Source organism: Candidatus Pantoea symbiotica (assembly GCF_056491525.1).
In genome coordinates, this window is the sequence record NZ_JBSZHR010000003.1 from 398,540 (window position 1) to 423,205 (window position 24,666).

Consider the following 24,666-nt stretch of genomic DNA (forward strand, 5'->3'; position numbering starts at 1 on the left):
TGTGACCGCTAAACTGCATCTCGAAACCCTCAGACTCACCTGCTCGCAAATCACCGAAGACGACGGGGCTTTCTTTCGTCAGCTCCAGCTCTCGCCACAGGTCATGCATTACGTTTCCGATGCAAAATCTGAAGAAAAAATTCACGCCGACTTCACAGCAAGATTGCCGATCTGGTCGCCACGCAGCGCGCATTGGCTGTGTCTGGTGGTGCGGGAAAAACAGTCCGGCAATCGCATCGGCGTCAGCGGTTATATTCATCGCGATATCGACTGCGCCGAAGTTGGCTTTCTGTTCGCACCAGAAGCGCAAGGCAAAGGCTATGCGCACGAGTCGCTTCGGGCGATTTGTGATTATGCGTTTGGCGACGGCGGCATCCGTCGCCTAAGCGCCACCGTTACTGCACGCAATATGCCTTCACGGCGACTGCTGGAAAAAGTCGGTTTTGTATTAGAAGGTGAACTGCGGGAAAGTTACTGGCTGAGAAATGCGTGGCATAACGATTGGCTGTTTGGGTTGCTGCGCGGGGAATATGGGTTGTAATACCTTTGTTATCTACTCAGTTTTGATTAACGTCTTAGACATATTAAAACCGAACAAACACAGAGATGTCCGCTTTGTGCCAGAAGCGGACGTTGGTGATTTATTTATATGCACTGCTGAAAAAAGTCCCCTAAGCCCAACACATTCAATCCTGACTGGCTTCATGATTAACAAGACGCGCACGGCAGACATCCAGAATTTCATCAGCCAGAGCGGAATTATCCGGGCAGGCACGAGACAACACCAGTGCACCTACAAGATGGGCGATGGTATCTATCAGGTCAGCGCGCGTGCCATTTTCAGCTCCTAAAACGTCGAGTTGGCGTTCAATTCCGGCGGAAAATATCGCCTTGATTGACTCAGACTGACGGGATGTATCGGTGCCCAGTGCTGACATCACGCACCCTTTTCCCATATCATCGCGATGTTGTCGGGAGAGGTAGTATTCAATAAATTTTTCCCGGTCCACACCTGCCGTGCTTTCTGCAGAACGCGTAAAACCGCAGCTCATCGCTTCCGCCATCAGGTCTGCCTTGGAACCAAAGTGCTTGTAGAACCCGCCATGGGTTAAGCCTGCCGCTGACATCAGTTCCGCCACGCCCACGCCATCGTAACCGCGTTCGCGAAAGAGTTCTGAGGCCGTTTCAACAATGCGTGTCCGGTTTTCCCGAACCTGCTCTTTCGACACTTTCATGCTTTCCTGCCTCTCTTAAAAATAGAGTTTAAGTATACATTGATGATGACCGTAATCAAACGGGTTGACTTTATAGATTATGATCATCATCATTGCATTGACACCTCAACCCATTATTAACGGGCGAATAAGCATGACGAATCAGACATTATTTCAACCCTATGAACTTGGCTCACTAACACTGGCCAACCGCATCGTGATGGCGCCGCTGACACGTAACCGGGCCGGAGCGGGTCTGGTACCGGGCGAACTGGCGGCGACCTACTACGCGCAGCGTGCCACAGCAGGGTTGCTAATTACCGAAGCGACGCAGATCTCCGCACAGGCGCAGGGCTATCAGGATACGCCGGGGATCTACACGCAGGCTCAGATCGATGGCTGGCGCAAAGTGACTGACGCGGTGCATGCCAAAGGCGGGCGCATATTTGTACAGCTATGGCACGTAGGACGAATTTCTCATGTCGATTTACAGCCCGGAGGCGCTGCACCGGTCGCGCCGTCTGCCATTCGCGCCGGGACTAAAACCTTTGTGAACAATGGCTTCGCTGATGTTTCTGAGCCACGTGCGCTGGAGTTGCAGGAAATACCGGGGATTATTGACGATTTCAGAAAGGCATCGGCCAATGCCATTGCCGCCGGATTTGACGGCGTAGAGATCCACGGCGCGAATGGTTATCTGCTGGAACAGTTCCTCAAAGATGGCGCAAATCAGCGTACTGATGAATACGGCGGCTCTGTCGAGAATCGTGCGCGACTGCTGCTGAAAGTCACGACTGCCGTAAAAGATGAGATTGGCGCAGAACGCACCGGCGTACGCATTTCACCGGTGTCACCTGCTAATGCGATTTCATGCAGTGATCCGCAGCCACAATATGACTACGTCGCTGAACAACTCGATGCATTGGGCATCGTGTACCTCCATGTGGTTGAAGGTGCGACGGGCGGACCGCGTGATGTATCACCGTTCGATTACGACTCCCTGCGCCGACGTTTTAAAAACACCTACATCAGCAACAATGGTTATGACCTGGAACTGGCGGCCGCTCAGCTTGCGCAAGGCAGAGCCGATCTGTTCGCGTTCGGTCGTCCGTTCATCTCCAATCCGGATTTGGTCGAAAGGCTGAAGACGGGCGCACCTCTGGCCTCAATCAATCCTGAAACACTTTATGGCGGTGGCGCAGCCGGATATACCGATTACCCGTCGCTGACTGAGACCCGCAAGTAAAGCAGCCGGTTTACGGTTCTGCCTGCATCGCACATGGCGAATTCTGTTTAAACTTTAAGAAAGAAGATCAACTTATGACTAAAGCTTCAGTTCTCATCACAGGCGCATCCACGGGTATTGGTGCGGTTTACGCTGAACGGTTCGCCCGCCGGGGTCACGACCTGGTGCTGGTCGCCCGCGACGAAGTAAAGTTAGAGGCACTTGCCGATCGTCTGCGACAGGAACATGACATTTCTGTCGACGTTTTGTCCGCTGATCTCACGCAAACGCGTGATTTAGCCTTGGTCGAAGCCCGTCTGCGTGAAGACACACGGATTGGCATTCTTATCAATAATGCGGGTATCGCGCAGTCCGGCAGTTTTACAGAGCAGACACCTGATTCAATAGAAAGCCTTATCGCGCTTAATGTTACTGCGCTGACGAGACTTGCCAGTGCCGTGGCACCACGCTTTGTGCAAGCGGGCGAGGGATCGATCGTCAACATCAGTTCCATCGTCGGCCTCGCCCCAGAATTTGCCATGACGGTTTACGGCGCCACCAAAGCCTTCGTGCTTTTCCTGTCTCAGGGAATGAATGTCGAGCTGTCATCTAAAGGCATTTATATACAGGCGGTGCTCCCTGCCGGCACTTACACGGAAATCTGGGACCGTGCGGGTATCGACATCACTAACTCGGCAAAATTCATGGAAGTGGGCGAATTAGTGGATGCCGCACTGGTAGGTTTTGACCGCCGTGAACGGGTCACCATTCCGCCTTTACATAATGCTGCCCGCTGGGACACCCTCGATGCTTCGCGTCAGGCTCTGCTTTCAGACGTCAAACAAGACGAAGCCGCAGAGCGATATAAAGCATTGTAATCAATGAGGTGTACTGTGCAGAACGGTCTTCCGGCTATTCTGCACAGCGGTAAATCCGACATAAATACCTTACAGCCTGTCGTCTCATCAGCGATGAGAAACCTGAAACATCTCAATAAGGCCTTATTCAGCATGGCAAAAAAACGTGTTGCACTGGTTACCGGCGCGTCCTCGGGTATCGGCGAAGCGTCTGGTCATAAACTTTTAGCCGCAGGATTTACGGTATATGGTACGAGCCGGCGTGGCGCTCAGGCGGGAAAGCATCCATTTCCTTTACTGGCGCTGGATGTGACCGACGACGCTTCTGTCGAGGCCGCAATTGAGGAGTTGTTGCGTCTGGAGGGGCGAATCGATGTTCTGGTTAATAATGCGGGCTTTGGGGTTGCTCCAGCGGCGGCGGAAGAGAGTTCTGTCGAACAGGCCAAACACATTTTCGACACCAACTTTCTGGGCATCGTCAGGTTGAGCCGCGCAGTGATCCCTCATATGCGCCGTCAGGGCAGCGGGCGCATCATCAATATCGGTTCGATACTCGGCATCGTTCCGTTGCCGTATGTGGCACTTTATGCTGCCAGTAAGCATGCGGTCGAAGGGTATACCGGAGCACTGGATCATGAACTGCGCACACAGGGCATCAGAGTGTCTGTCATCGAACCTGCCTACATGAAAACACAGTTTGAAGCCAATAATATCGAGGCGGATGCAAAGCTTCAGGAGTATGACCAGATCCGGGCTAAGCTGACGAAAGTGGTGAGCAAAGCAATGGCTGAGGCGGAAAGTCCAGAGGTGGTGGCTGACGTGGTGGTTAAAGCTGCTCAGACTTTACGCCCGAAGGTGCGCTACACGGCGGGAAGGCTGGCAGGTCAATTGAATTTTATTCTCAGATTCGCCCCTGCGTCATTCCTGGATAATGTGGTGCGCAAAAGTCTTCAGCTTGATGCGAAAAAATAAATGAAGAATAAGACGATAAAAGCACTTACGTTTAAACGCTATGGTAAATCCCCTGAGCTGGGATTCGATAACATCGATTGCCCTTCCCCCGATGATAATGAAATCCTGGTAAAAGTTTTCGCTGTGGGTCTGAACCCGATTGATAACATGATCCCAACCGGAATATTCAAACCGGTTTTGCATTTTAAACTCCCCGCCACTTTGGGAAGCGACTTAGCTGGGGTTGTCATCGCCGTGGGGAGTCGAGTGATGCGGTTCAAGCCTGGTGACGAAATTTTCGCCAGCACTTTCGACACGGGAATAGGTTCTCTAGCGGAGTTTGCAGTGGTGCCAGAGAGCGCTGCAGCCATAAAACCCACGAACCTGGATTTCGTGCAGGCGGCTTCGCTCCCGATGGTGAGCCTCACATGCTGGCAGGCGCTGACAGAGCGAGCCGGGTTGCAGCCTGGTCAGAAGGTATTCATCCCGGCAGGTTCCGGGGGGATTGGCAGTTTTGCCATCCAACTGGCGAAGCACCTTGGCGCACAGGTGGCCACGACAACCAGCACAGACAACGCCGGGTGGGTGAGTCATCTTGGCGCAGACGAAGTGATTGATTATAAAAAGCAGGAATTTGAAATCGAGCTGAGCGGCTACGATGTGGTTCTCGGCACTATCAGAGGCGATTCAATTGAAAAATCCACCCAAATTCTCAAGCCGGGTGGAAAGATTGTTTCTCTCATCGGTCCATTAGATGTTGCGTTCGCCCGGTCGCGGAGACTAAACGTCCTGCTGCGTTTAGTTTTCGGGCTGATGAGCCGCAAGATTATGCGTCTTACAAAAAATCGAGGCCTCATTTATTCATTTCTTTTTGTCCGTCCTGATGGCGATCAGCTCGCCCAAATCGGCAAACTCATTGAGGCGGAACAAATCAAGCCGGTGATCGACAAGGTATTCCCTTTTATGGAAACAAAGGAAGCTCTTGCCTATTTGAGGCAGGGGCACGCTAAGGGCAAAATAGTCGTTAAGATGCAGGAGTCATAACAAATGAAATTTGAATCTATTTAAAGAATATCGAAAGAAAAACTCCACTAATTTGACGATATATCAAGGGCATGTTGTCAGCTAAATTGATGGCCGCGAATGTCCGCTGTTCGCTCATAGCGGACCTTGCCATACGCACATATTCTTTCAATGCAAGATGCGGGAGATCTTAAAGCGCTTTGCCTAGGTCAACGGTGAGCAGGTGAACATGGGTAATCCACCCTAAAACCATTATGGTGACGAAGTCGCGACTCATATTCACTGCCCTAGCCTGACGCTGAGGCAGTGAATACATCATTTCTGAGCAACTTATTGCAAATCCACGTTCAGCGCCGGTGCACCAAAACTCACCAACTCAGCATTCGACGCAGTAAAATAGTCGCGCCAGAATATCTCAAGCTGCTGAATGATTTTCCCTGAGCGGTAATTGTTTTTCGCATCGGTATCAATCAATCCTGCACCCGCAATAAACACCTTAGCGCCGGAAAAATCCGCTAACAAATTCTGCTGTTTAACCTGCTGCAACTCTTTCTCTGGCGAAAGCAAACGCAGGACGTTATTGCGGTAGAAGCTATCGAAAGCACTGTTTTCCAGCATATCGGAGATGAGGAACAAGGTACGTGATGCGCTTTGATCCTGCTGAAGATCGTGGCTGATGCGCTTAAGGCTATCGAGGATCTCGCTTTTAGCGATGTTATCGCCCTTCTCAGCGAAACTTTTTGCCATCAGCCCACCCAACGCGCTCACGAAATATTGCTTCTGCTCACTCAGGCATTTGTCGAGGTTCTTCAAACTCTCCATGCCTTGATTGTCGCGGATTTTCTTGTCCGTGAGTAACGGCTCCAGACGCCCATCAAATAAGCGCTGCATGAAATTGTTCTGCAACAACGCCGAGAACTGATACAGCACCACATGATCGCCGGGTTGACTAAAACGCATGATCTGCTGCCAGCTGGCATTTTTGATCTGCAGCGGCACTTTAACCGTTTGATCAATAATCACCACCAGTTCACGACCGCTGTTGGCCGGGCGATATTGACTAAGTTTGGCATAGTCATAGCAGCTCGGAATATCGTTGCGGTCCGCAGCCTGCGCCAGGGCACTCACCCCGGCTAACAGCAGCAAACACCATTTGCTGATCTTCACCTAATTATCCTCTGGCCTTATTGAGCACGCGCTGCACTTTACGACGACTGAGTAGCGCCTCAATTGGCAAACCTAAATCCTCAGCCACCAGACGCAGTTCTTCATCATCTAACGCCGTCAAATCGCCCAACTCCGCAACACGCGCTTTTTCATCTGCGTTAGCAGCCGGTGCCGTTTCCAGTGCCACCGGTGCAGGCGTTGGCGTTGTGGGTTCAAAGACCAGCGCTGGTTCTGGCTGATGCACCGGGCGCTCTTGAGCAACGGTTGCGCGCGTGGCGTTAAATTGCTGATGCTGATCGTCAGCCAGCGCTTTATCGCGCTGCTTACCGCGCACGTAATCGTCAAAGGTCCGTACATCGGTTTGTGCAATGCTGGCGCTGCTGGCGCGCTGCATCGCCATACGATTCTGCAAGCTTGCCAGTTTATCCTGCGCATCACGCTCTACGCGTTCTCGGCGCATGGCGTACCACGCGGCAAACTCCTCTGAACTACTGAAATTACCGATATATTTCGCCGCCAGACGCGATTCGATGCCGACCAAAGAACGGTAATAACCAATCAAAATACCGATAATCTGCACGCCAATGAAAATCACTGACAGGATAATGAAAGTCAATTTGGAGGCGAACACGCGGTTGTCACTGACCTCTTTCGCCGCTTGCTTATCAGCCTGCTGATTATCTTCCACCGCTTGCTGTGGCAACTCAAAAGGTGAAGCGTTGTTCGCCGCGCTGTTCTGGCTAAATGGCGTGCCATTAACCGCCTGAGTTTCGGCGGCATTGATGGTTGCCGCACGAATGAAATAGGCGCCTACCGCGAAGGTGACGATCAACAACAGCGTCACCACCGTTTGGACATATTGCGGTTTTGCGCCAATACCGTGGTTCACACGGTTGAGCATTTGCAAATAGCTGGGCGCATCATCATCAATGCGGCTGTTTTCCAGCGAGACGCGGTTATCTTTCACCAGCGCCTGCGCATGGCCTTCCAGACGTGCTTCTTTATGCCAATAACGGATTTTGCTCAACAGCGTATTTTTGTGTAACTGCGTGCCCATTAAATGGGTTGCGGGCACCAAAATCACACCAATCAGCACCGAAACCACAATCGCCGACAACTCCGCCTGGTTGGCAGAGATGTTGTTGGCAATGAATGGCGACAGCACCAGCGCAAAGATAAAGGCTTCCAGAATGACGAGGGCGATGCTGCATAACCACAGCACCACGCTGGTCGGTTTGCGGCCTCGCTCATCCACTTTATTCAGATAGTTAACGCAGCGCAGATAAAAATCGGCATCGCGGTTGGAAATGCTATGAAACTGATAGAACTTGCCACACAACGCTTCTTCAGCCGGATGCCAGATGCGTCCGCCGGTGCCCGCACGGCGAGATTCATGGCTGCGCGACAAACGGGTGATGTGGCCAAAAATCGGTAGAGAACAAAACAGGTTGAGGAAGAAGTAACGAACTTGATCCCACCATTTGATTACGCCAAGCATTAGCGCCAACAACCCGAAAAGCGGCCAGAAGATGTAGCGATAGGTAGCGATCGCCTGCATTAAAGTATCTAAAATTTCCATAAGAGAGTTATCCGTTTATCCACGCTGAGGTGCGTAATTGGCCAGCCACGGCTGACGATGGTTGCTGTAGAAAAGTTGTCCTTGTTGCGCAGGCTTGCCCGACTTTGGCAGCAACAGGTCGACGCAGGAGATCGGTTGTTGCTGGGCATCGGCAATGTAGACGCGGTAGAGAATGCTGTCTTCCCCTTCCCAACTGTTGGCGACACTCGCCATGCCTTGCAGCGCTTTGCGATTACCCTGCGCGTAGTTCGGCGTGATCAGCACTTGTGGGTTTTGCGTCACCACTGCACCGTCTTTGAGAACAAATACCGGCGTCAAAGTTACCAGGTTGCCATTCACCAATCCCGCCCAGGCGCGCCCGTTCATATTGGGCAGATATTCGCGCGTATCATGCTGGTCGATGGCTTTACCGCTGGCTAAATTCTTTGCCAGTCCGCTGACGCGAGGAAGATCGGTGAGACAGCTACCGCTGACGCTGCTGGCTTGCGCCTGGCTAATCAGGCTGAAACCTTGTGACAGCGGCTTTAAGTTGCTGGCGAGACCCGTGACCTGTGCGCTGGTGGGCTTGCCACCAAAATCAACAAAGTTAGCGGGATTGCTCTCAGCGATGGCTTGTGTCGGTTGGGTCACCACTTCCGGCGCTTTTACTTCTGCGTTTTGTGTCGCAGCCTTGTTGCTCGTTTTACGTGGCGCCGTCTTGGTGGTTGAAGTGCGCGCCAGCGTGCTTTCAGCCGCAGAGCTGTGACGTAAATAGAGTGGGTTGTTGCTCTCTAGCGCCAGACGTTGGCGCAGCAGCGTTTCATTCGCTAACGCCACGATTTCAACCCGGCGGTTTTGTGCCCGACCCGAAATGGAATCGTTATCCGCCAATGGACGTGAGGAACCCACGCCCTGGAAATAGAGCTGGCTGGCTTTGATGCCACTTTGCTCCAGCACCAGCCCAACGTTGCGGGCACGCGCTTCAGAAAGTTGCTGATTGTGTTCGGCGTTGCCAGTGGCGTCCGTATGTCCAACCACCAGCAAAACATCGCTGGAAGATTGCTGGCCGCCTTTCATCGCCGCAGCAATTTTTTGCACCTGACGCATGCCGCTGCTGGTCAGTTCGGCACTGTCGATGGCGAACATGGTGCCGTCCTCAACTTGTGCAACAATCCCCACCGGCTCCTGCTTGCTGTTCTCCTGCGCCTTGAGTGCCTGAGTGCTGATGCGAATTTTTTCTTCCTGGGCGACTTTAGCCAGCGCCTGTTCACGATTCTGCCAAACGTTCCCGACCACGCATCCCGCCACGCCGCCCGCCAGTCCACCCACCAGCGCTTTCTTTGCATCATGAGTGACGAGGTAAGTAATGCCGCCGCCCAATGCGGCACCGCCGATACAACCGGCAGCGGTACCGTAATCACGGGCAAAATCATTCATTGAGGCACAACTGGAAGTCAGAGAAGCGGCGATCAACACGGATGCAGCTTTTTTAGAAAAGGGTAAATTCACATCAAATCCTTGATTGAAAAATCCTCTGTCGTGCGGAGGAAACAATGATTAATGGTTGAGACTGATTGATAAAAAAAATTCACAGGTTTGTATCGGCAGCAATGCCGATGACTTTAGGTGTCCGAAGCTAATTTTTTTTATTCAAGGAGATAGAAGACGAATACTGGATACTGTGGGAGGTTATAAAGAAATTACGATTAGCGATATTATCCAATCACCGCAGGCAATAGGCAGCGAATACCCTTTATCCTTCTTCAGATAAACGCATGCGTTTGATATCTCTTTGCGGAGATTCGCCAAACTCGCGTCTGTATTCACGGCTGAACTGCGATGCACTCTCATAACCAACCATTAACGCCGCGCTGTTGGCATCGAGGTTTTTGCTCAACATCTGCTGTCTGGCTTCCTGGAGTCGTAGCTTTTTCTGGTATTGCAAAGGGCTGACACCGGTCATAGCGCGAAAATGCTGACGAAACGTCGATGGACTCATAAAAGCATTCGCTGCCAGTTCTTCCATGCTGACAGGCCGCGTGAAGTTTTGCTTCAGCCAGCCAACGATCCTGGAAATGTTCTGACTGGGTGAACCGGCAGTCGCCATATGTCTTAACTGTGGACCGTGGTTGCTGGCTAATAAACGCATCACAATTTCTTGCTGGATAAGCGGTTCAAGATGAGCCATCAAATCCGGCTCATCAAGTAGCTTAATTAAGCGGCTTAACGCATCAATCAACCCCTCATCCAGAGGTTCGACAGAGAGTGGATTGAGTGGTATTTCCTTAATGGGCTTGGCGGGTGGCATCAGCGCGGCAATCTGCACCACCATGCGAGGATCAAAGGTTAACATCAAGCCTAGAAAAGGCTCGCGCTGGCTAGCCCGAGTCACATGCGATACCACCGGCAAATCGATGGTGGTGAGCAGAGATTCGCCCGCACTGTAATGCGTCGGTTTCCCCGCCAGCATGATCTCTTTTGCACCCTGCACCACCACACCTAAACCCATCTGATAAATACAGTGCACGGGCAACGTTGCCATATTGCGGCGATGAACCGAGAGTGAAGCTATAGCGGTTGAGTGATCCCCCTCGTTTTGGGCAATCTTGCTAATCAGCGCAGCCAAATCTCCAACGCCAGCATTCAAATTACTATCGACCATTAAAGCCCACCAAACGCCCCAAAATTGAATCAGGCGATTTTATCATCAGTAGAATTCAATATGTACTCTTCGAGGCATATGCATCGTTTTAGGCAATTCTCTCGGCAGATCTGACAAGCCTTGCGAGCCAAAGCCGCCCCATAATGGCTCAACACTTAATCTGAAAAGCCGAGACTTAAAATGCCTGGTTTATTTGATTCCTACACCCTTAAAGATATTACCCTTCGCAATAGAATCGTTGCGTCGCCGATGTGCCAATATCAGGCTGACGGTGGGCTCATTAACGACTGGCACAAGTCACATTATTCAATGCTGGCAAACGGAGGCGTGGGTTTACTCATCGTAGAGGCAACCGCCGTTTTGCCTGAAGGACGTATTACACCGGGTGACCTGGGCCTGTGGAGCGATGCTCATACTGTAGGATTAGCCTCGGTTGCCTCAGCCATCAAACAAGCCGGTGCGGTAGCGGGGATTCAGCTTGGGCATGCGGGTAGAAAAGCGGGATGCACTCCTCCGTGGCTAGGTGGCGCGCCTTTGGATCAACAGGATCCCAAGGCATGGATTCCGGTTGCTGCCAGCGCAGTGCCCTATGTGCAAGACAGTGATTACGTTCCTCATGAGATGTCTTTAGAGGAAATCAAGCACACCATTCATGCTTTCAGAGAGGCCGCGCGGCGTGCGGCGGAAGCTGGATTTGAATGGCTTGAGCTGCATTTTGCCCACGGCTTTCTGGCTCAAACATTCCTTTCATCAAAAACCAACCTTCGTGAAGATCACTATGGCGGCTCTTTAGCGAACCGCGCCCGCTTTATGCTTGATGTTGTTGAGGCCGTAAAGTCCGTCTGGCCTGCACACCTGCCACTCACCGCTCGGCTCGGCGTCATCGAATTTGATGCCTGTCCTGAACACAGCTTTGCTGAATCTCTGGAAGTCATTCGATGGCTGAAAAAAGCCGGTATCGACTTTATTGATGTTGGGTTGGCGCTCTCAACGCCCGACGAGCAGGTACCTTGGGGGCCAAATTTCATGGTTCCCTACGCTGAATGGGTGCGCAGAGAAAGCGGAATTCCGGTAGCAACCAGTTGGATGATCACCAGAGCCAGCGATGCTAACGACTTTATCCAGGATGCAAAACTTGATCTGGTGTTTTTTGCCCGCACGCTTTTGGCCAATCCGCACTGGGTTTTCCATGCAGCACGCGAACTTAACATCAGCTCACCAGAGTCAGTGCTGCCAGTGCCTTATGCGTACTGGCTGAAGAATTGGGCGCAATAATTTCCCTAATGCTCGTCAGTAAGCTTCTCTCGGTCACCATAAATGGCGACCCTACAAAGGACTGGCGCGTTTTTCGTAGGGTGCGCATTCATGCGCTGCTGCTTAACGTCATTCATCCTCTGGAGATCACCATGAAACTAGACAAGTTCGACGCTTCGGCTGAGGCATTCTCAAGGTCGCCTGAAACAATCAGTCGACGCAGTTTTATATCCCGGACAGCGTTAATAAGCGCGGGTATGGCGGTCAGCTCGCTATCGTGGGGCGCCTCCACATCTGTCGCTTCCGGGGCACAGAACAATAACGATTCATCGCAAGCAGGAGAGATTATGTCAACGCGCAAACTCGGTAATCTTACCGTTTCAGCACTGGGTGCAGGCTGCATGAGCATCAGTGCCAACTATGGTCCGGCGGCCGACCGTCAGCAGGGTATCCGCACGCTGCGGGAAGCTCATGATAAGGGCGTTACGTTCTTCGATACGGCGGAAGTGTATGGTCCCTATACCAATGAAGAGTTAGTTGGAGAAGCATTAGCGCCGATTCGTGATCAGGTCATCATTGCCAGTAAATTTGGCTTTGATATCAAAAACGGTGGACTAAACAGCCAGCCTCAGCATATTCGTCAGGTTGTTGAAGAATCGCTTCGCCGACTGAAAACCGATCGTATCGATCTCTATTATCAGCATCGGGTTGATCCGAATGTGCCGATAGAAGACGTCGCCGGCACCATCAAAGATCTGATTAGCGAAGGAAAAATCCTCCATTTTGGTCTTTCCGAAGCCAGCCCTGAAACCATTCGCCGCGCCCATGCTGTTCAGGCCGTAACGGCCGTCCAGACAGAGTATTCGGTAATGAACCGCGATCCGGAACACAATGGCGTTCTGCAAACCTGTGAAGCATTGGGTATTGGCTTTGTTCCCTGGGGACCGGTTGGAATGGGGTATTTAACCGGAACACTGAACGCGCAATCCCATTTTGATGCGAGCAAAGATCTGCGGGCTGGCTTTGATCGCTTCTCACCTGAAAATCTGGCAGCCAATCAGCCGTTTTTGCATCTGCTAAGAAAAATCGCTGCGGAAAAAAATGCCACGTCCGCGCAGATTGCCCTGGCATGGTTGCTGGCGCAGAAACCCTGGATTGTGCCGATTCCGGGTACCAGAAACATCAATCATCTCCATGAAAATCTGAGCGCGGTGAATATCCAATTTACGCCAGCAGAATTAAGCGAAATGAATAAGGCCCTGTCTGATCTGAAAGTCTACGGTGGGCGGATGAACAAACAACAAATGCAGATCGTTCAGCCGTCGTCCTAAGCTTTCCTGAATCCTAAAACCCAAGATTTTTCCTAAGCCGCTTCTTATCCTCTAAAGTTTAAACATACGAGGACGAAAATCCTTTTAGACGTTCTGGAGGATAGCCTATGTGTAAAGTCTTGGTTTTGTTGTCAGGCCTGATGCTGCTGCAAACGGCTATGGCGGAGAGTGGCACGATCTACTTTAGCGGTGCGATTGTTGAACCGGCCTGTACCACGACCACTCAACAGCAAGGGACTTCCGTTACCTGCACGCGCCAAGGTGTTGATAAAGTGCGTACGATTGCGCTCAATCAGTCACAACAAACGCTGCCGTATCAACTGGGAACCGTGAGCGTTAAATCGGTGAACCACCTTAAAATCATTGAGGTAACGTACAAGTAAGCTCAGTCCTGAGGAGCGGTCGCCATGAATGGCGACCCTACAAGGGTTTCGTAGGGTGCGCATTCATGCGCACCTGGTTACATGGGGTTTTAGGCCTCACTCACCCGATAGCGCTCCAGCCAGTGCGCGTAAGGCGCGGGCAGCACCCAGGAAGGTTCGCTCTTATCCAGTGCCAGCGCGGCCTGATATGCCCAGTTCGGGTTTTTTAGGTGCGCGCGCCCCACCATCACCAGATCCAGCTGACCTTTTTCGATGGTTTGATTGGCAATCGCTGCGCTGTAAAATTTCAGGTCAGAACTTCAGCTGCGCCCGCGCGGTATACAGACGACGATAGGCTAAATAGGCGGCGATGATGGTGGATAAACTTGCCGTGCCAATCAGCATAAAGGTCACCATAATCTGATACTTAATCGCCTTTACCGGATCGATACCGGCAAAAATCAGCCCTGACATCATGCCCGGCAAGCTCACCAATCCCACGGTTTTGGCGCCATCAACGGTGGGAATCATCGCCGCGCGGATGCTGTCGCGAATAAAGCGCGCCGACGCCATTTTTACCGGTGCGCCCAGACTCAGCATCTCCTGAATTTTTTGCCGGTTATCGCTGAAGCGTTGGTTGAGATTGCTGAAACAGAGGCCCACCGCCACCATCGCATTGCCAGCGATCATCCCGGAGATCGGGATCACCTGCATCGGGATAAACTCGATGGCACCGCTAAGCAGCAGAATGGTTAAAGTCAGCGTGGTGCCGGTGGTAATCGCCACAAACGAGATGACAAAACCGTTGCTGATATTGAGGCTGCGCTTGCGCGCATTGAGCGCCGCATTGACGCAGATAAACAGCACCATCAGCACGGTGAGCCAATCATTATTCAGATCAAAGATCGACTTGAGCACATAGCCAACGATCACCAGTTGGATAATGGCGCGACACACGCTCCAGATGATGTCTTTGCTCATGCCGAGCTTCTCTTTCTGGCTGATCAGCAGCGCAATCACCACCAGCAGCAGCGAGAGTAATAGCGAGCTGTCGGTAATATTATGCTGGCTCATCGTTGCTTCCCTTCTCTGGTGCCTCAAGTTTCAGCACCTGTTGTGCCTCGCGAATCTCTTGCCCATCGTGGCTGATGCCGATCACGGCGAGATGCTTCTCGCGCACCAGCGAATCAATCAATGCGTTGATGATCACTTTATTCTCTTCATCTAATGCGCTGGTGACTTCATCCAGCAGCAGCACCTGCGGCAGAAATTGCAGGTTGCGCAGCAAGCCTACGCGCTGTTTCTCGCCGCCCGACAGCTGCTCGATTTTTTTATCGAGCATGTCAGCAGCCAAATGCACATCGGCAAGTGACGCGACCAGCTTTTCGCGCGACGGTTTCTGCTGGCGGATGTGCCACGGCAGCGCCAGGTTGTCGTAAATCGTGTCGCCGAACAGTTGCGGCGTCTGGAAACAGTAGGAAACCTGTTGCCGATAATGTTCGGTTTTCAAGCTGGCAATATCGTTGTTTTCGAACAGGATCTGCCCGCCGCTCGGTTCAAGCAGCGAGGCGAGAATCTTCAGCAAGGTGCTTTTACCGCTGCCCGAAGGACCGGTCAGCAACAGCCTTTCTCCCGCGTTGAGTTGCAGCGAAACGGGCGCCAGCAGCGTGCGCCCCTGCAGCGAAAAGGTCACGCCCTGCACATCCAGCAAGGGAAAATCGGTGGTCATGTTTTCTTCCAAAATTAAGGCGTTCCGGATTTGCGCGCGCCGGGGCGCGTCAAAGCGTTACTGATTTCATACAGCTTGCTCATGCTGTTCATGGTGGCGACCGGTGCGGCAGCGGCCAATCCTAACACTAAAATCTCCAGGCAGATCATCGGCGTAGCATGCACCGGCATTTTGTCGGCGGAACGGCTACGGGGAATTTCAATCATCACATCGGCATGCTGGGCAAAAATCGAATCGGTGGCCGCCGTCAGCAGGACAATCTTGATGCCCAGCCGCTGTGCTTCCGCCAGCGTAACCATGCCTTCCGGGTGCGCGCTGCTCTGCGCCAGCATGATCAGCACATCCGCGTGGCGCATTTCTGCAATCTGTTCGCTCAGCGCAATGCCAGTGTGGTTCAGCACATACGCCGAGGTGCCATTGCGTTTGAACAACCGTGCGGTGTAATCCGCCAGAATCGCTGATGCGCCAATGCCAAAAATCGCTACGCGTTCAGCCTGTTGCAGCAGATCAATCGCCTGTTGAATCGCCTGACGATTGGCGGGCGCCGCCAGCATTTCACAGCTGATACGATAACTATCCAGCACAAAATCGATGCTGCCTTTGGCGTCCTGCGCCAGTTCATTTACCGTTGAGGCTACACGCGCAGGGGAACGCCGTGTGACGCCAAGGTATTCGCTAATGACAATTTTGAGATCGCGATACCCGGAGAAACCCAGCGCCTGAATCGCGCGAATCACAGTGGCATCAGAGGTTTGCGTATCAATCGCAATGCCGAGTGCGGTTTTGTCCAGCACCGCACTGCGATGCTGATGAATATAGTGCGCAACCTTTAACAGACGTGGAGTGAGTTGATGCTTGCAGGCATGGAAACGTTCACCGTAGAGATCGTAAGGTCGTTTACTGGTTTTTGGCGTGGAATCGGTCACGGCAGATAAACACCTGTAAATTAATGCGCCGTAAAAACCCTATTATTGGCGCGAGGATTAAGAAAACCTTAAATAGTTAAAATAATTGAACAGATTTAAAAACCAAGTCAGGAAACCATATCCTTTGCCGACAAGACAATAATGTAGTGAAAATAAAATAATGACAATAAAACTACATCGACTACTACAAAATAACAATAATGACATGAATAAAAAAGAATTTTATAGCTACATTATATTTTCATATTGCAAATTATAAATCTTCCAACATCTGATGCAAACCCATTAATTATTTAAAAAAACCATAACCTGCTAAATTAGCGCCACAATTTTGTTGTAAATGAAAATCAATCTCATTACTATCTGCGCTTCTTAATATTCCTATTTTGATGCGGATTTAAACTAATGAAGTGTCTTTGTTGTTTTTCACCAGCGGTAAAATATACGCTCTCTGGCTCTCAGGTTTTACTGGCTTCGACCTTGCTGTATAGCGCTTCTGCCGCTGCAGCCGATCAAACTTTAACCGTCACGGCCGAACATCCCTCTTCCACCAGCAGTTACAACCAGGATGACGCGGCAGCCACGTTACGCACTGCGACACCGCGCAGTGAAACACCGCAATCCATCAGCGTGGTGACACCGCAGGTAATGAAGGATTATCAGGTCACCAGCCTCAACGATGCAGTGAAGTTTGTCAGCGGCGTGACGCAGGGCAACACGCTGGGCGGCACCGAAGACGGCTTCGTTAAACGCGGTTTCGGATCCAACACCGATGGTTCAATCTTCATTGATGGCGTGCGCAGCAATCAGGGATTGACCATGGATTCCAGCATCGATCATGTCGAAGTGCTGAAGGGATCATCATCGCTGTTGTACGGCATTCTCAATCCCGGCGGCATCATCAATCTGGTGAGTAAAAAGCCGCAGTACCAATGGAATACGCATATCAGCGGTGAATCCAGCAGCTTCGGCGGCGGCACCGGCATGGTCGATGTCACCGGACCGCTCGGCAACGGTTTCGCCTTCCGCATGGTGGCTGAACGCCAGCGCGAGGATTACTGGCGCAATTTTGGTGTCAATGAACACACGCTGCTGGCCCCTTCGCTAAGCTGGTACGGCGATCGTGCCAATTTCAACGTCAGTTACGTCGAGTATAAATATGACGTGCCTTATGACCGTGGCACGGCGTTTATTGGCGGCAAACCGGTTGATATTCCTTATAACCGTCGTCTGGACGACTATGCCAACCATGCATGGGGCAAAAACAAACGCCTTAACGTGAGCTACGGCTATAACCTCGATGACGTATGGGAAACGCACCTCAATTACGGCTGGATGCAGCGCCGTTATGACAGCAACGAAGTGCGCGCCACTGCAATTAACACCAGCACCGGTATCGTCTCACGTCGAGCCGATGCCAACCGTGGTTTCAACCATCAAACCGAATACGTATCCTGGGACATTAGTGGGTCGCCAACCCTTGCGGGTATGCAACATGATCTGCTGCTAGGCGTCGATTATGAGCAGAATGAAACCTACAAAGCGCGATCCTATCGCGGCAGCGTTTCACGCAGCTTCAATATGTACAATCCGGTTTACGGTCAAGAACCGATTCTCAGCGACAGCACCTACAACGACAGCATCAGCAACCTGCGCACTAATCTGTATAGCCGTTCGCTATTTGCTAAAGACAGCATCCATCTCACCGACAAATGGATTGCCGTTTTGGGAGGCAGATTCCAACGCTATACGCAAACTTCCAGTAATGGCTTTATAAATCCAGAGACAACGCTCAACGATCGCGGTAACGCCTTCCTGCCGCAAGTAGGCGTGGTGTATAAGGTTTTACCGGATGTGTCGCTTTATGGCAGCTACAGCAAATCGTTTACGCCTTCGACGCAAACCGATGATAACGGCGATGTGGCATCCACCGAAAAAGGCAGCACCTGGGAAGTGGGATCGAAGTGGCAAGTGGGGCCAAATCTGGCCGCAACCCTGGCGCTGTATCGCATTGATGAGACCGATATGTCGATTTTCATCAACGGCGTGACGCGTAATATCCCGAAAGCGCGCTCAACCGGCGCTGAACTGGAGATCAACGGCGAAATTACGCCGGACTGGAATCTGATTGCCAACTACAGCTACGACAAAACCGAAATCGTGGCGGACAACGTGAACCCAGACAACGTCGGCAACCGCCTGGTGAATGCCCCAACCAACATGGGCAGTTTGTATCTGAGTCACACGCTGCGCTTCTCATGGTTGCCGGGTGAATTGCGCCTCGGCGGCGGTGGGCGTTATGTCGGTACGCGGGCAGGCGATCCGGAAAACAGCTTTGTGATGCCGGCTTATACCGTGGCGGATGCCTTTATCGCCTGGGATAGCCAGCTGATCGGTAAACATACGCAGTTGAAGCTGAACGTGAAGAATCTGCTTAACCGTGAATATTACGAATCCAGCGCCGGTAATCTGCGCGTAATTGAAGGTGAGCCGCGCGTGATGTATCTGCAGGCGTCAGTCGATTTCTAACATGATTCGCTCCGCCGTCGTGGGCGGAGCCATCAGAGAGCAGAATAATGAGACGAATATTGCTGGCATTGCTGCTGTTTCTGCCCTGGACCGCTCAGGGCAAAATGCTCACCGACAGTTTGGGCCGCAAAGTAGAGGTTCCGGATAATCCGCAGCGCCTGGTGATTGGTGAAAGCCGGATGATCTATACGCTGGCGCTGGTAGAAGAGGGAAATCCCGCTAAACGCGTAGTGGGCTGGCCCGCCGATCTGCACAATCTTGATAAGCAAACCTGGGATCGCTACGTTAAAGCCTTTCCGCAGATCGCCAATATCACGCAAATCGGTAACTCCAACTTTTCCCAGCTGAACGTGGAAAAAATCATCGCCCTGCAACCGGATCTGGTAATTTTGCCGGTGTATGCGCGCACGCCGCCGAATAACTCAGCCTTTATGCAGCAGTTGGCGTCGGCAAGCATTCCGGTGCTGTTTCTCGATTTTCGCGTCGATCCGCTGAAAAACACCGTGAGCAGCCTGCGCACGCTGGGAACTGCGTTGAACGATGAGGCGAAAAGTGAACGCTTTATTGCGTTTTACCAGCAGCATATGCAGCGCATTCGTGAACGTCTGGCAAGCTATCAGGGCGAGCGTCCCAGAGTGATGTTGCAGTTGCACCTCGGTAAAAAGGCTGAATGTTGTACTACCGTGGCGCATGGCAACCTGGCTGATTTGATCGCGTTTGCCGGTGGCGACAATATCGCGGCGGGACGCTTTCCAGCTGTGTTTGGGCAACTTAATCCTGAAGCGGTGATCGCGGCAAATCCGGATATCTATATCGCCACCGGTTCAGCAGCGCCCACCGAACCCGGCTTTTTGCAGCTCGGACCGCAGGTGAATGCCGCCGCCGCCCGTGCAAGCTTCCTGCATGCCCTTTCCAATGATGCGACCGTTTCGGTGTTATCGGCGGTACAACAGCAGCACGCCTCTGCATTTTGGCAGAACTTTTATATGAGTCCGTGGCACTTGCTGGTGGCGGAATTTTTTGCCAAAACGTTTCATCCCACGCTTTTTCACGATATCTCGCCCGAAGAGACGCTGAAGGAGATGAACCAACAGTTTCTGCCACTGCCTGAAACAGGAACCTATTGGACGCGTAATCAATAAGTTAAAGCGGTCGCCATAAATGGCGACCCTACAGGTTTCGTAGGGTGCGCATTTATGCGCACATCACTCTTCAACCTAAGGTTCACTTAATCTTCATTAATGAAAATAGCCTCACCTTAAGAGGAAATGTTGATGAGATTGTTGATGTCCCGACCATTCAGTGAATATGCGGCGGTTGCAGTTAGCGCGTTCGCCGTGGTGAGTTTTCTCACCCTTTGGTTCTCTGCCTAAAAACGCCACGCTGTGGCGTTTTTTTTTGCCTGCATGAGTTACATGACAAATTTGTCATCCTCCCCTTTCCTTTCTGTTCGGTGGGCTTCGATAAACTGGCGCAAATGAAATTATCGCTTTGAGTAACGTTTAAAGAGATGGCGCTTTTCTTCTGCTTCCCTCACGACACAGAAAATAAACCGCAGGAAGACTCAAATAAAACGCAATCATGATTGAGGTAAAGAGATCGCCGGGCCAATGCATGCCCAATAAAAGACGGCTGATGATCACGCCCATCGCCCACAGCATGATGATCGTGGCCAACAGCCTTTTCCCGCGCGCGAGCAGTAAACTCACCGCCATCAGCGCCCAGGTGGCAGCAAACACCGTATGCCCCGACGGAAAGGCTGAATCGGTTTGATTCAGCCAATGCTGCTTCTGCCACTGCGGAATAACGCTGATGCTCTCTAACCGCTTACTCAACATTGCCTGCCGCTCTGCACTATCCACCTGATAAAAATGACGGTCTATCTCGCTGTCTGTCTGGCTCAACCATACAATGTAAGGTCGTGGTTCAGGCGTGGTTCTCTTAATCATATTCACGGCTAACTGACCCAAAATAATCGGCAGTAACAGCACCACAGCATATTTAAACCATTCGGCTTTGCGAATACGCAATGCATAGATTACCGCGCACACCAGCAAAGCGGCGGTAATGATGCCATAAGGTCGTGAAACAGTTTGCGTCAGCAGATAAAAGCCAAATAGCCCCGCTGATTGCTGGCTGGCATTCCAATTCCAGTGCAGCACCCATGCACTGAGCGGAATACCAAGCAGCACCGCACAACAGACGATTAATAAGAGATAGGGATTGCGAATAATTCGCCGGGTTTCAATCACCATGATAGCGACTCAGCTTTTTTCCCGGTTAATCCGCAGATGACCGAAGAGAGAATTATTTAGTCGATAAAGGTGAGCAAAAAGCGGTTCTAAACGGTTTTCTGCTTTTTTCACGCTCCAGCTACACAATAACGCCACCGTGATTGAACCCAGCATATCGGCCGGAAAATGCACGCCCATATAAATACGTCCCCAGGCAATAAACAGACTCAGCAGCAGCAGGCTCAAGCCAGCCTGAATTTTTCTGCTGAACAGCAAACTGAAGGTAATGGCGCAGGCCAGCGTCATATGATCGCTCGGGAAAGAGGCATCAGCAGCATGACTAAGGAAAGTGTGGCCAATCGGCACCATAAACGGCCTTGGATGCGGAAAGAAATAACCGATAACCATATTCACGCACAATGCCACGATGCCAGCGGTAAGCGCCTGCATTGCCACGCGTTGATTTTCCGGTTTAAAACTAAACCAATAGACCAGCAAGCTCAGCGGAAAAATAAAAATTAACCACGAAGCGCAGATATTTCCTAATGTTAATAACAAGCTCGAGGCATGCGCCGGTGCGTTAATCATAAGAAAGAGCGAGTCATTAATATTCTCTGCTGTCTCTGAAGTGAGAATCATATTTATTCCTTATGAAAATTAATTAAGTGGTAAAGCAATGCTCACCTTCAGCCCCGTCGCTGAGGACGTTGCTGCAGTGAGCTTCACTTGCCCTTTCATGCGCGTCACAATGGCGCTGACAATAGACAATCCCAAACCAGAGCCAGAAATAGCGCTTCCTTCAATGCGATAAAATGCGTCAAATACCCGTTCTCTTTTATCAACAGCAATGCCCGGACCGCTGTCTTCAATATCGATAAAAAGACTGGCTGCGCTGTGATTAATCGTAATATCCACCTTCCCTGCTAACGGCGTATATTGGATGGCGTTATGCAAAATATTGCGTAGTAGCGTGTAGAGTTCCGATGGCCGGGCAATAATTGACGCCTCGCTATTCCCCACCACGCCAATATCGATGGATTTCTGCTCCGCCAGCGGCAGCAAATCGGAAACCACCTGCTTAACCACCGTAAACACCGCGATGGATTCAACCGGCGGCAGATTGCCCACTTCCCCATTTTGCGCCCGGCTCAGGCTCAGCAACTGCTCAACCAAGGTGCTAGTGCGTTTCATCCCGGCACGTAATTGCATTAGCCGGGCGCGACTCTCGGTAGAAAGATCGCTGGCATCAAGCCTTTCGGCCTGCAACATCAAAGCAGTCAGTGGCGAACGCAGTTCATGCGCCGCATCCGCCACAAACCGCCGCTGCCGCTCCACCGATTCCGCCGATCGTTGTAATAACTGATTGATGGCGGTGATAAACGGCATGATCTCACGCGGTATAAATTCACTGCTTAACGCCATGCTCAGGCCATCGCGTTGCGCATCGACGGCATCTGCCAGCTTACGTATTGGGCGAAAAATCTTTCTCACCAAATCGGCCACCAGATAGAGCAAAACCGGAAACAGAATGCAGAACGGCACCAGCGTGCGCAGCGCGGATGACAGCGCCACGCTCTGTCGCACCGAAGCCCGCTGCGCGACGGCGACGCGCAGGCCATCATGCAACTCCTCAATCAACACGCGATAGACGTGCCGATTGATGCGCGTGGTGTAAAACCCGGCCGGCAGCGAGGCAAGCGAGGAAAAAGCATCTTGCGATACCGGTTCCATCCCTTGTGCCACGGGAAAGATGAAGTGCACGATAATGCGTGATGCCTCTTCATCCTGTAGCGGCGGACTAACGAAATTGCTGTTGCGCGGCGCGAGCAGGTCATCTTTTGCCAGGCTGGCAATCTGCTGCAGCGATGAATCCTGCAGTTCGTGCGCTTCATCCCATGCCGAGAGAAAACCGAGCACGCCACACAGCAACGCAATGCCGACCACCGCCATACACAGAACAAATGACAGCCGAAATTGCGCGGAGTCGCTTAGTCTTTTTTTGAGACTTTCCATCCCACGCCCCGAATGTTTTTGATGGCGTCGCTGCCCAGTTTTTTCCGCAGCGCATGGATAAAATACTCCACCGCGTTGCTCTCAATCTCCTCGCCCCAGCCGTAGATTTTCTCCTCCAGTTCGCTGCGCGAGAAAATCTGCCCCGGCTGCATCAGCAAAGCTTGCAACAACGCATACTCGCGGCTGGAAAGGGTGAATTTTTCCTCGCGATCGCGGTGTTGCACCTCGCGCGTGGCAGGATTGAGCATCAGCTCGCCATTGCTTAACAGCGAGGTTGCATGCCCTGCTTTGCGGCGCATCACCGCTCTGGCACGCGCCAGCAGTTCGCTCATCTCAAAGGGTTTCAGCAAATAATCATCGGCTCCGGCATCAAGGCCATGCAGGCGATCTTCTAGCGCATCACGCGCCGTCACCACCACCAGCGCCACCTGATTGCCCGAGCGCCGCACTTCATCGAGCACCTCAAAGCCATTTTTTGCCGGTAATCCGAGGTCAAGCAGCACCAGATCGTAGTCATGGGTTCTCAAGCTAAGTAACGCTTGTTCCCCATCACGCACCCAATCGGCGGCGTAAGAAGCATCCTTGAGCGCGGCTTGCACGGCGCAACCGATCATCTGGTCATCTTCAACCAGCAGCACTCTCATGGTTGATCCTGAGGTGAGGAGCGTGAAAACACACCCGAAACCACAATTAATGCCACCATCGCAATCAGGAAGATGAGGTTCACCGGTGTGGTGCCATAGCCGAGACCGCCCTGCTTAATCGGTTGTGAGAAGAGATCGGCCAGCGCGGCGCCAAGTGGCCGGGTCAGCACATACACGCACCAGAAACAGGCCACGGCGCTGATTGCCCGGATACGCCACAGGAAGCCGGAGATGGCGATCAGTACGGCGAACAGCATGGTGGTGGAGATATAACCGAGGCCAAGTCGCTCTGCCAGGGCATCACCCAACGCCGTACCAAAGGCAAAGGTGATCATGATGGCGAGCCAGTAATAGAGTTCGCGGCTGGTGGTATTAATCGCAGCGAACTCCAGCGTGCCTTCCGAGCGATGCCAGAACATCAACACCATTACCAGCGCGGAGCCAAACATCGCCACGGAATAAAGCAGCGGCACTTGCATTTGGTCGGTTAAATAATCGGTGATTAAGGTACCGGTAATGCTGACTAATAAGACGGTGAGCCAGTAAAGCCACGGAATATAACGCGGCGATTTAAGTTGAAAAATAAGCGCGACGACAAACAATCCGGCGGCAATGATTGAGGTATGTACCAGGCCAAAACCGAGACCAAAATTGATCCAGTCAGCACCGGTTTCACCTACTGTGGTAGACATCATTTTTAACGCCCAGAACAGCAACGTCGCCTGCGGCACTTTGGTTTTCAGGTCGGTCAAATTATCGGTCATGTGGACATTCCCCGTCAGCGTGTTAACCACACAATGCCGAGGTAAACTTAAAACTCCCTTAAAATGCGCAAAGAATTAATTTTCTGCCGCCTGATTTTTAATCTGATTTTAAGCTTCACGCCGATAGACGCTGTCAGCGCTGCGTTACCATGCAAAAACTGAGTGTAAAATAACCTTAAAAATCATTATTTTATTGGTTTATGACGGATTTGTGATAATGCTT

23 protein-coding genes and 1 pseudogene are annotated in these 24,666 nt (G+C 51.8%); 10 read left to right on the forward strand and 14 right to left on the reverse strand.

What is annotated here, in order from left to right:
- Position 1: 1 nt before the first annotated feature.
- The gene (locus ACXIZX_RS22655) at positions 2 to 541 is read left to right on the forward strand and encodes a GNAT family N-acetyltransferase (protein ID WP_479405106.1); all 540 of its coding nucleotides are present in this window, start codon (positions 2 to 4) and stop codon (positions 539 to 541) included.
- A gap of 145 nt (positions 542 to 686) precedes the next feature.
- Here the strand turns inward: ACXIZX_RS22655 and ACXIZX_RS22660 are convergent, their stop codons facing one another.
- Positions 687 to 1,235, reverse strand: coding sequence for a TetR/AcrR family transcriptional regulator (locus tag ACXIZX_RS22660; protein ID WP_008101848.1), 549 nt, complete (start codon positions 1,233 to 1,235; stop codon positions 687 to 689).
- Positions 1,236 to 1,368: 133 nt separating this feature from the next.
- Here ACXIZX_RS22660 and ACXIZX_RS22665 point away from each other — a divergent pair, with 133 nt between their 5' ends.
- The 4 genes from ACXIZX_RS22665 (at position 1,369) to ACXIZX_RS22680 (ending at position 5,291) form a co-directional block, all read left to right on the forward strand.
- On the forward strand, positions 1,369 to 2,460 hold the full coding sequence (locus ACXIZX_RS22665; RefSeq protein ID WP_008101849.1) for an alkene reductase: 1,092 nt from the start codon (positions 1,369 to 1,371) through the stop codon (positions 2,458 to 2,460).
- A gap of 74 nt (positions 2,461 to 2,534) precedes the next feature.
- The gene (locus tag ACXIZX_RS22670) at positions 2,535 to 3,317 is read left to right on the forward strand and encodes an SDR family NAD(P)-dependent oxidoreductase (RefSeq protein ID WP_008101851.1); all 783 of its coding nucleotides are present in this window, start codon (positions 2,535 to 2,537) and stop codon (positions 3,315 to 3,317) included.
- A gap of 132 nt (positions 3,318 to 3,449) precedes the next feature.
- Positions 3,450 to 4,268, forward strand: coding sequence for an oxidoreductase (locus tag ACXIZX_RS22675; RefSeq protein ID WP_036647649.1), 819 nt, complete (start codon positions 3,450 to 3,452; stop codon positions 4,266 to 4,268).
- Positions 4,269 to 5,291, forward strand: a complete 1,023-nt coding sequence (locus tag ACXIZX_RS22680) for an NADP-dependent oxidoreductase (protein ID WP_036647647.1) — start codon at positions 4,269 to 4,271, stop codon at positions 5,289 to 5,291. It begins immediately after the preceding gene.
- 309 nt (positions 5,292 to 5,600) lie between these two features.
- Here the strand turns inward: ACXIZX_RS22680 and ACXIZX_RS22685 are convergent, their stop codons facing one another.
- The 4 genes from ACXIZX_RS22685 to ACXIZX_RS22700 all read right to left on the reverse strand — a co-directional run bounded on the left by ACXIZX_RS22685 (position 5,601) and on the right by ACXIZX_RS22700 (position 10,657).
- Positions 5,601 to 6,437, reverse strand: coding sequence for a hypothetical protein (locus ACXIZX_RS22685; RefSeq protein WP_479405107.1), 837 nt, complete (start codon positions 6,435 to 6,437; stop codon positions 5,601 to 5,603).
- Positions 6,438 to 6,441: 4 nt separating this feature from the next.
- Positions 6,442 to 8,016: a hypothetical protein gene (locus tag ACXIZX_RS22690; protein ID WP_479405108.1), complete on the reverse strand. Its 1,575-nt coding sequence runs from the start codon at positions 8,014 to 8,016 to the stop codon at positions 6,442 to 6,444.
- Between the two features lie 15 nt (positions 8,017 to 8,031).
- Complete coding sequence (locus ACXIZX_RS22695) at positions 8,032 to 9,504, reverse strand: OmpA family protein (RefSeq protein ID WP_479405109.1); 1,473 nt, start codon at positions 9,502 to 9,504, stop codon at positions 8,032 to 8,034.
- A 244-nt stretch (positions 9,505 to 9,748) separates the two neighbouring features.
- Positions 9,749 to 10,657: an AraC family transcriptional regulator gene (locus tag ACXIZX_RS22700; RefSeq protein WP_479405110.1), complete on the reverse strand. Its 909-nt coding sequence runs from the start codon at positions 10,655 to 10,657 to the stop codon at positions 9,749 to 9,751.
- A 180-nt stretch (positions 10,658 to 10,837) separates the two neighbouring features.
- Here ACXIZX_RS22700 and ACXIZX_RS22705 point away from each other — a divergent pair, with 180 nt between their 5' ends.
- The 3 genes from ACXIZX_RS22705 (at position 10,838) to ACXIZX_RS22715 (ending at position 13,625) form a co-directional block, all read left to right on the forward strand.
- On the forward strand, positions 10,838 to 11,932 hold the full coding sequence (locus tag ACXIZX_RS22705) for an NADH:flavin oxidoreductase/NADH oxidase (protein ID WP_479405111.1): 1,095 nt from the start codon (positions 10,838 to 10,840) through the stop codon (positions 11,930 to 11,932).
- 326 nt (positions 11,933 to 12,258) lie between these two features.
- Entirely contained in the window at positions 12,259 to 13,242 is a 984-nt protein-coding gene (locus ACXIZX_RS22710; protein WP_479405112.1) for an aldo/keto reductase, read from the forward strand.
- A gap of 107 nt (positions 13,243 to 13,349) precedes the next feature.
- Positions 13,350 to 13,625: a hypothetical protein gene (locus ACXIZX_RS22715; protein ID WP_154156816.1), complete on the forward strand. Its 276-nt coding sequence runs from the start codon at positions 13,350 to 13,352 to the stop codon at positions 13,623 to 13,625.
- Positions 13,626 to 13,714: 89 nt separating this feature from the next.
- Here the strand turns inward: ACXIZX_RS22715 and ACXIZX_RS22720 are convergent.
- The 4 genes and pseudogenes from ACXIZX_RS22720 to ACXIZX_RS22735 form a co-directional block, all read right to left on the reverse strand.
- A pseudogene (locus tag ACXIZX_RS22720) lies at positions 13,715 to 13,897 on the reverse strand (NADH:flavin oxidoreductase/NADH oxidase); the annotation flags it as partial.
- A 19-nt stretch (positions 13,898 to 13,916) separates the two neighbouring features.
- Complete coding sequence (gene fetB / locus ACXIZX_RS22725) at positions 13,917 to 14,678, reverse strand: iron efflux ABC transporter permease subunit FetB (RefSeq protein WP_154156813.1); 762 nt, start codon at positions 14,676 to 14,678, stop codon at positions 13,917 to 13,919.
- On the reverse strand, positions 14,665 to 15,333 hold the full coding sequence (gene fetA, locus ACXIZX_RS22730; RefSeq protein WP_479405113.1) for an iron efflux ABC transporter ATP-binding subunit FetA: 669 nt from the start codon (positions 15,331 to 15,333) through the stop codon (positions 14,665 to 14,667). Before fetA ends, fetB begins: the two co-directional genes overlap by 14 nt.
- 14 nt (positions 15,334 to 15,347) lie before the next feature.
- Positions 15,348 to 16,259 carry a MurR/RpiR family transcriptional regulator gene (locus tag ACXIZX_RS22735; protein ID WP_479405114.1) on the reverse strand — a complete coding sequence of 304 codons (912 nt, stop codon included), beginning with the start codon at positions 16,257 to 16,259 and terminating at the stop codon, positions 15,348 to 15,350.
- A 405-nt stretch (positions 16,260 to 16,664) separates the two neighbouring features.
- On the opposite strand from ACXIZX_RS22735, the gene ACXIZX_RS22740 reads away from it, so the two are divergent.
- Both ACXIZX_RS22740 and ACXIZX_RS22745 read left to right on the forward strand, forming a co-directional pair.
- Positions 16,665 to 18,788, forward strand: coding sequence for a TonB-dependent siderophore receptor (locus ACXIZX_RS22740; protein ID WP_479405115.1), 2,124 nt, complete (start codon positions 16,665 to 16,667; stop codon positions 18,786 to 18,788).
- 47 nt (positions 18,789 to 18,835) lie between these two features.
- Positions 18,836 to 19,930, forward strand: coding sequence for an ABC transporter substrate-binding protein (locus tag ACXIZX_RS22745; protein WP_479405116.1), 1,095 nt, complete (start codon positions 18,836 to 18,838; stop codon positions 19,928 to 19,930).
- Positions 19,931 to 20,290: 360 nt separating this feature from the next.
- Here ACXIZX_RS22745 and ACXIZX_RS22750 read toward each other — a convergent pair whose 3' ends face one another.
- The 5 genes from ACXIZX_RS22750 to ACXIZX_RS22770 form a co-directional block, all read right to left on the reverse strand.
- Positions 20,291 to 21,043, reverse strand: a complete 753-nt coding sequence (locus ACXIZX_RS22750) for a phosphatase PAP2 family protein (RefSeq protein ID WP_479405117.1) — start codon at positions 21,041 to 21,043, stop codon at positions 20,291 to 20,293.
- A gap of 9 nt (positions 21,044 to 21,052) precedes the next feature.
- Positions 21,053 to 21,610 (reverse strand): undecaprenyl-diphosphatase, encoded by a 558-nt coding sequence (locus tag ACXIZX_RS22755; RefSeq protein ID WP_479405118.1) that lies wholly within the window; start codon positions 21,608 to 21,610, stop codon positions 21,053 to 21,055.
- A 69-nt stretch (positions 21,611 to 21,679) separates the two neighbouring features.
- Positions 21,680 to 23,035 (reverse strand): ATP-binding protein, encoded by a 1,356-nt coding sequence (locus ACXIZX_RS22760; protein ID WP_479405119.1) that lies wholly within the window; start codon positions 23,033 to 23,035, stop codon positions 21,680 to 21,682.
- Complete coding sequence (locus ACXIZX_RS22765; RefSeq protein WP_479405120.1) at positions 23,011 to 23,679, reverse strand: response regulator; 669 nt, start codon at positions 23,677 to 23,679, stop codon at positions 23,011 to 23,013. Before ACXIZX_RS22765 ends, ACXIZX_RS22760 begins: the two co-directional genes overlap by 25 nt.
- Complete coding sequence (locus ACXIZX_RS22770; RefSeq protein WP_479405121.1) at positions 23,676 to 24,443, reverse strand: COG4705 family protein; 768 nt, start codon at positions 24,441 to 24,443, stop codon at positions 23,676 to 23,678. Before ACXIZX_RS22770 ends, ACXIZX_RS22765 begins: the two co-directional genes overlap by 4 nt.
- Positions 24,444 to 24,666: the final 223 nt, after the last annotated feature.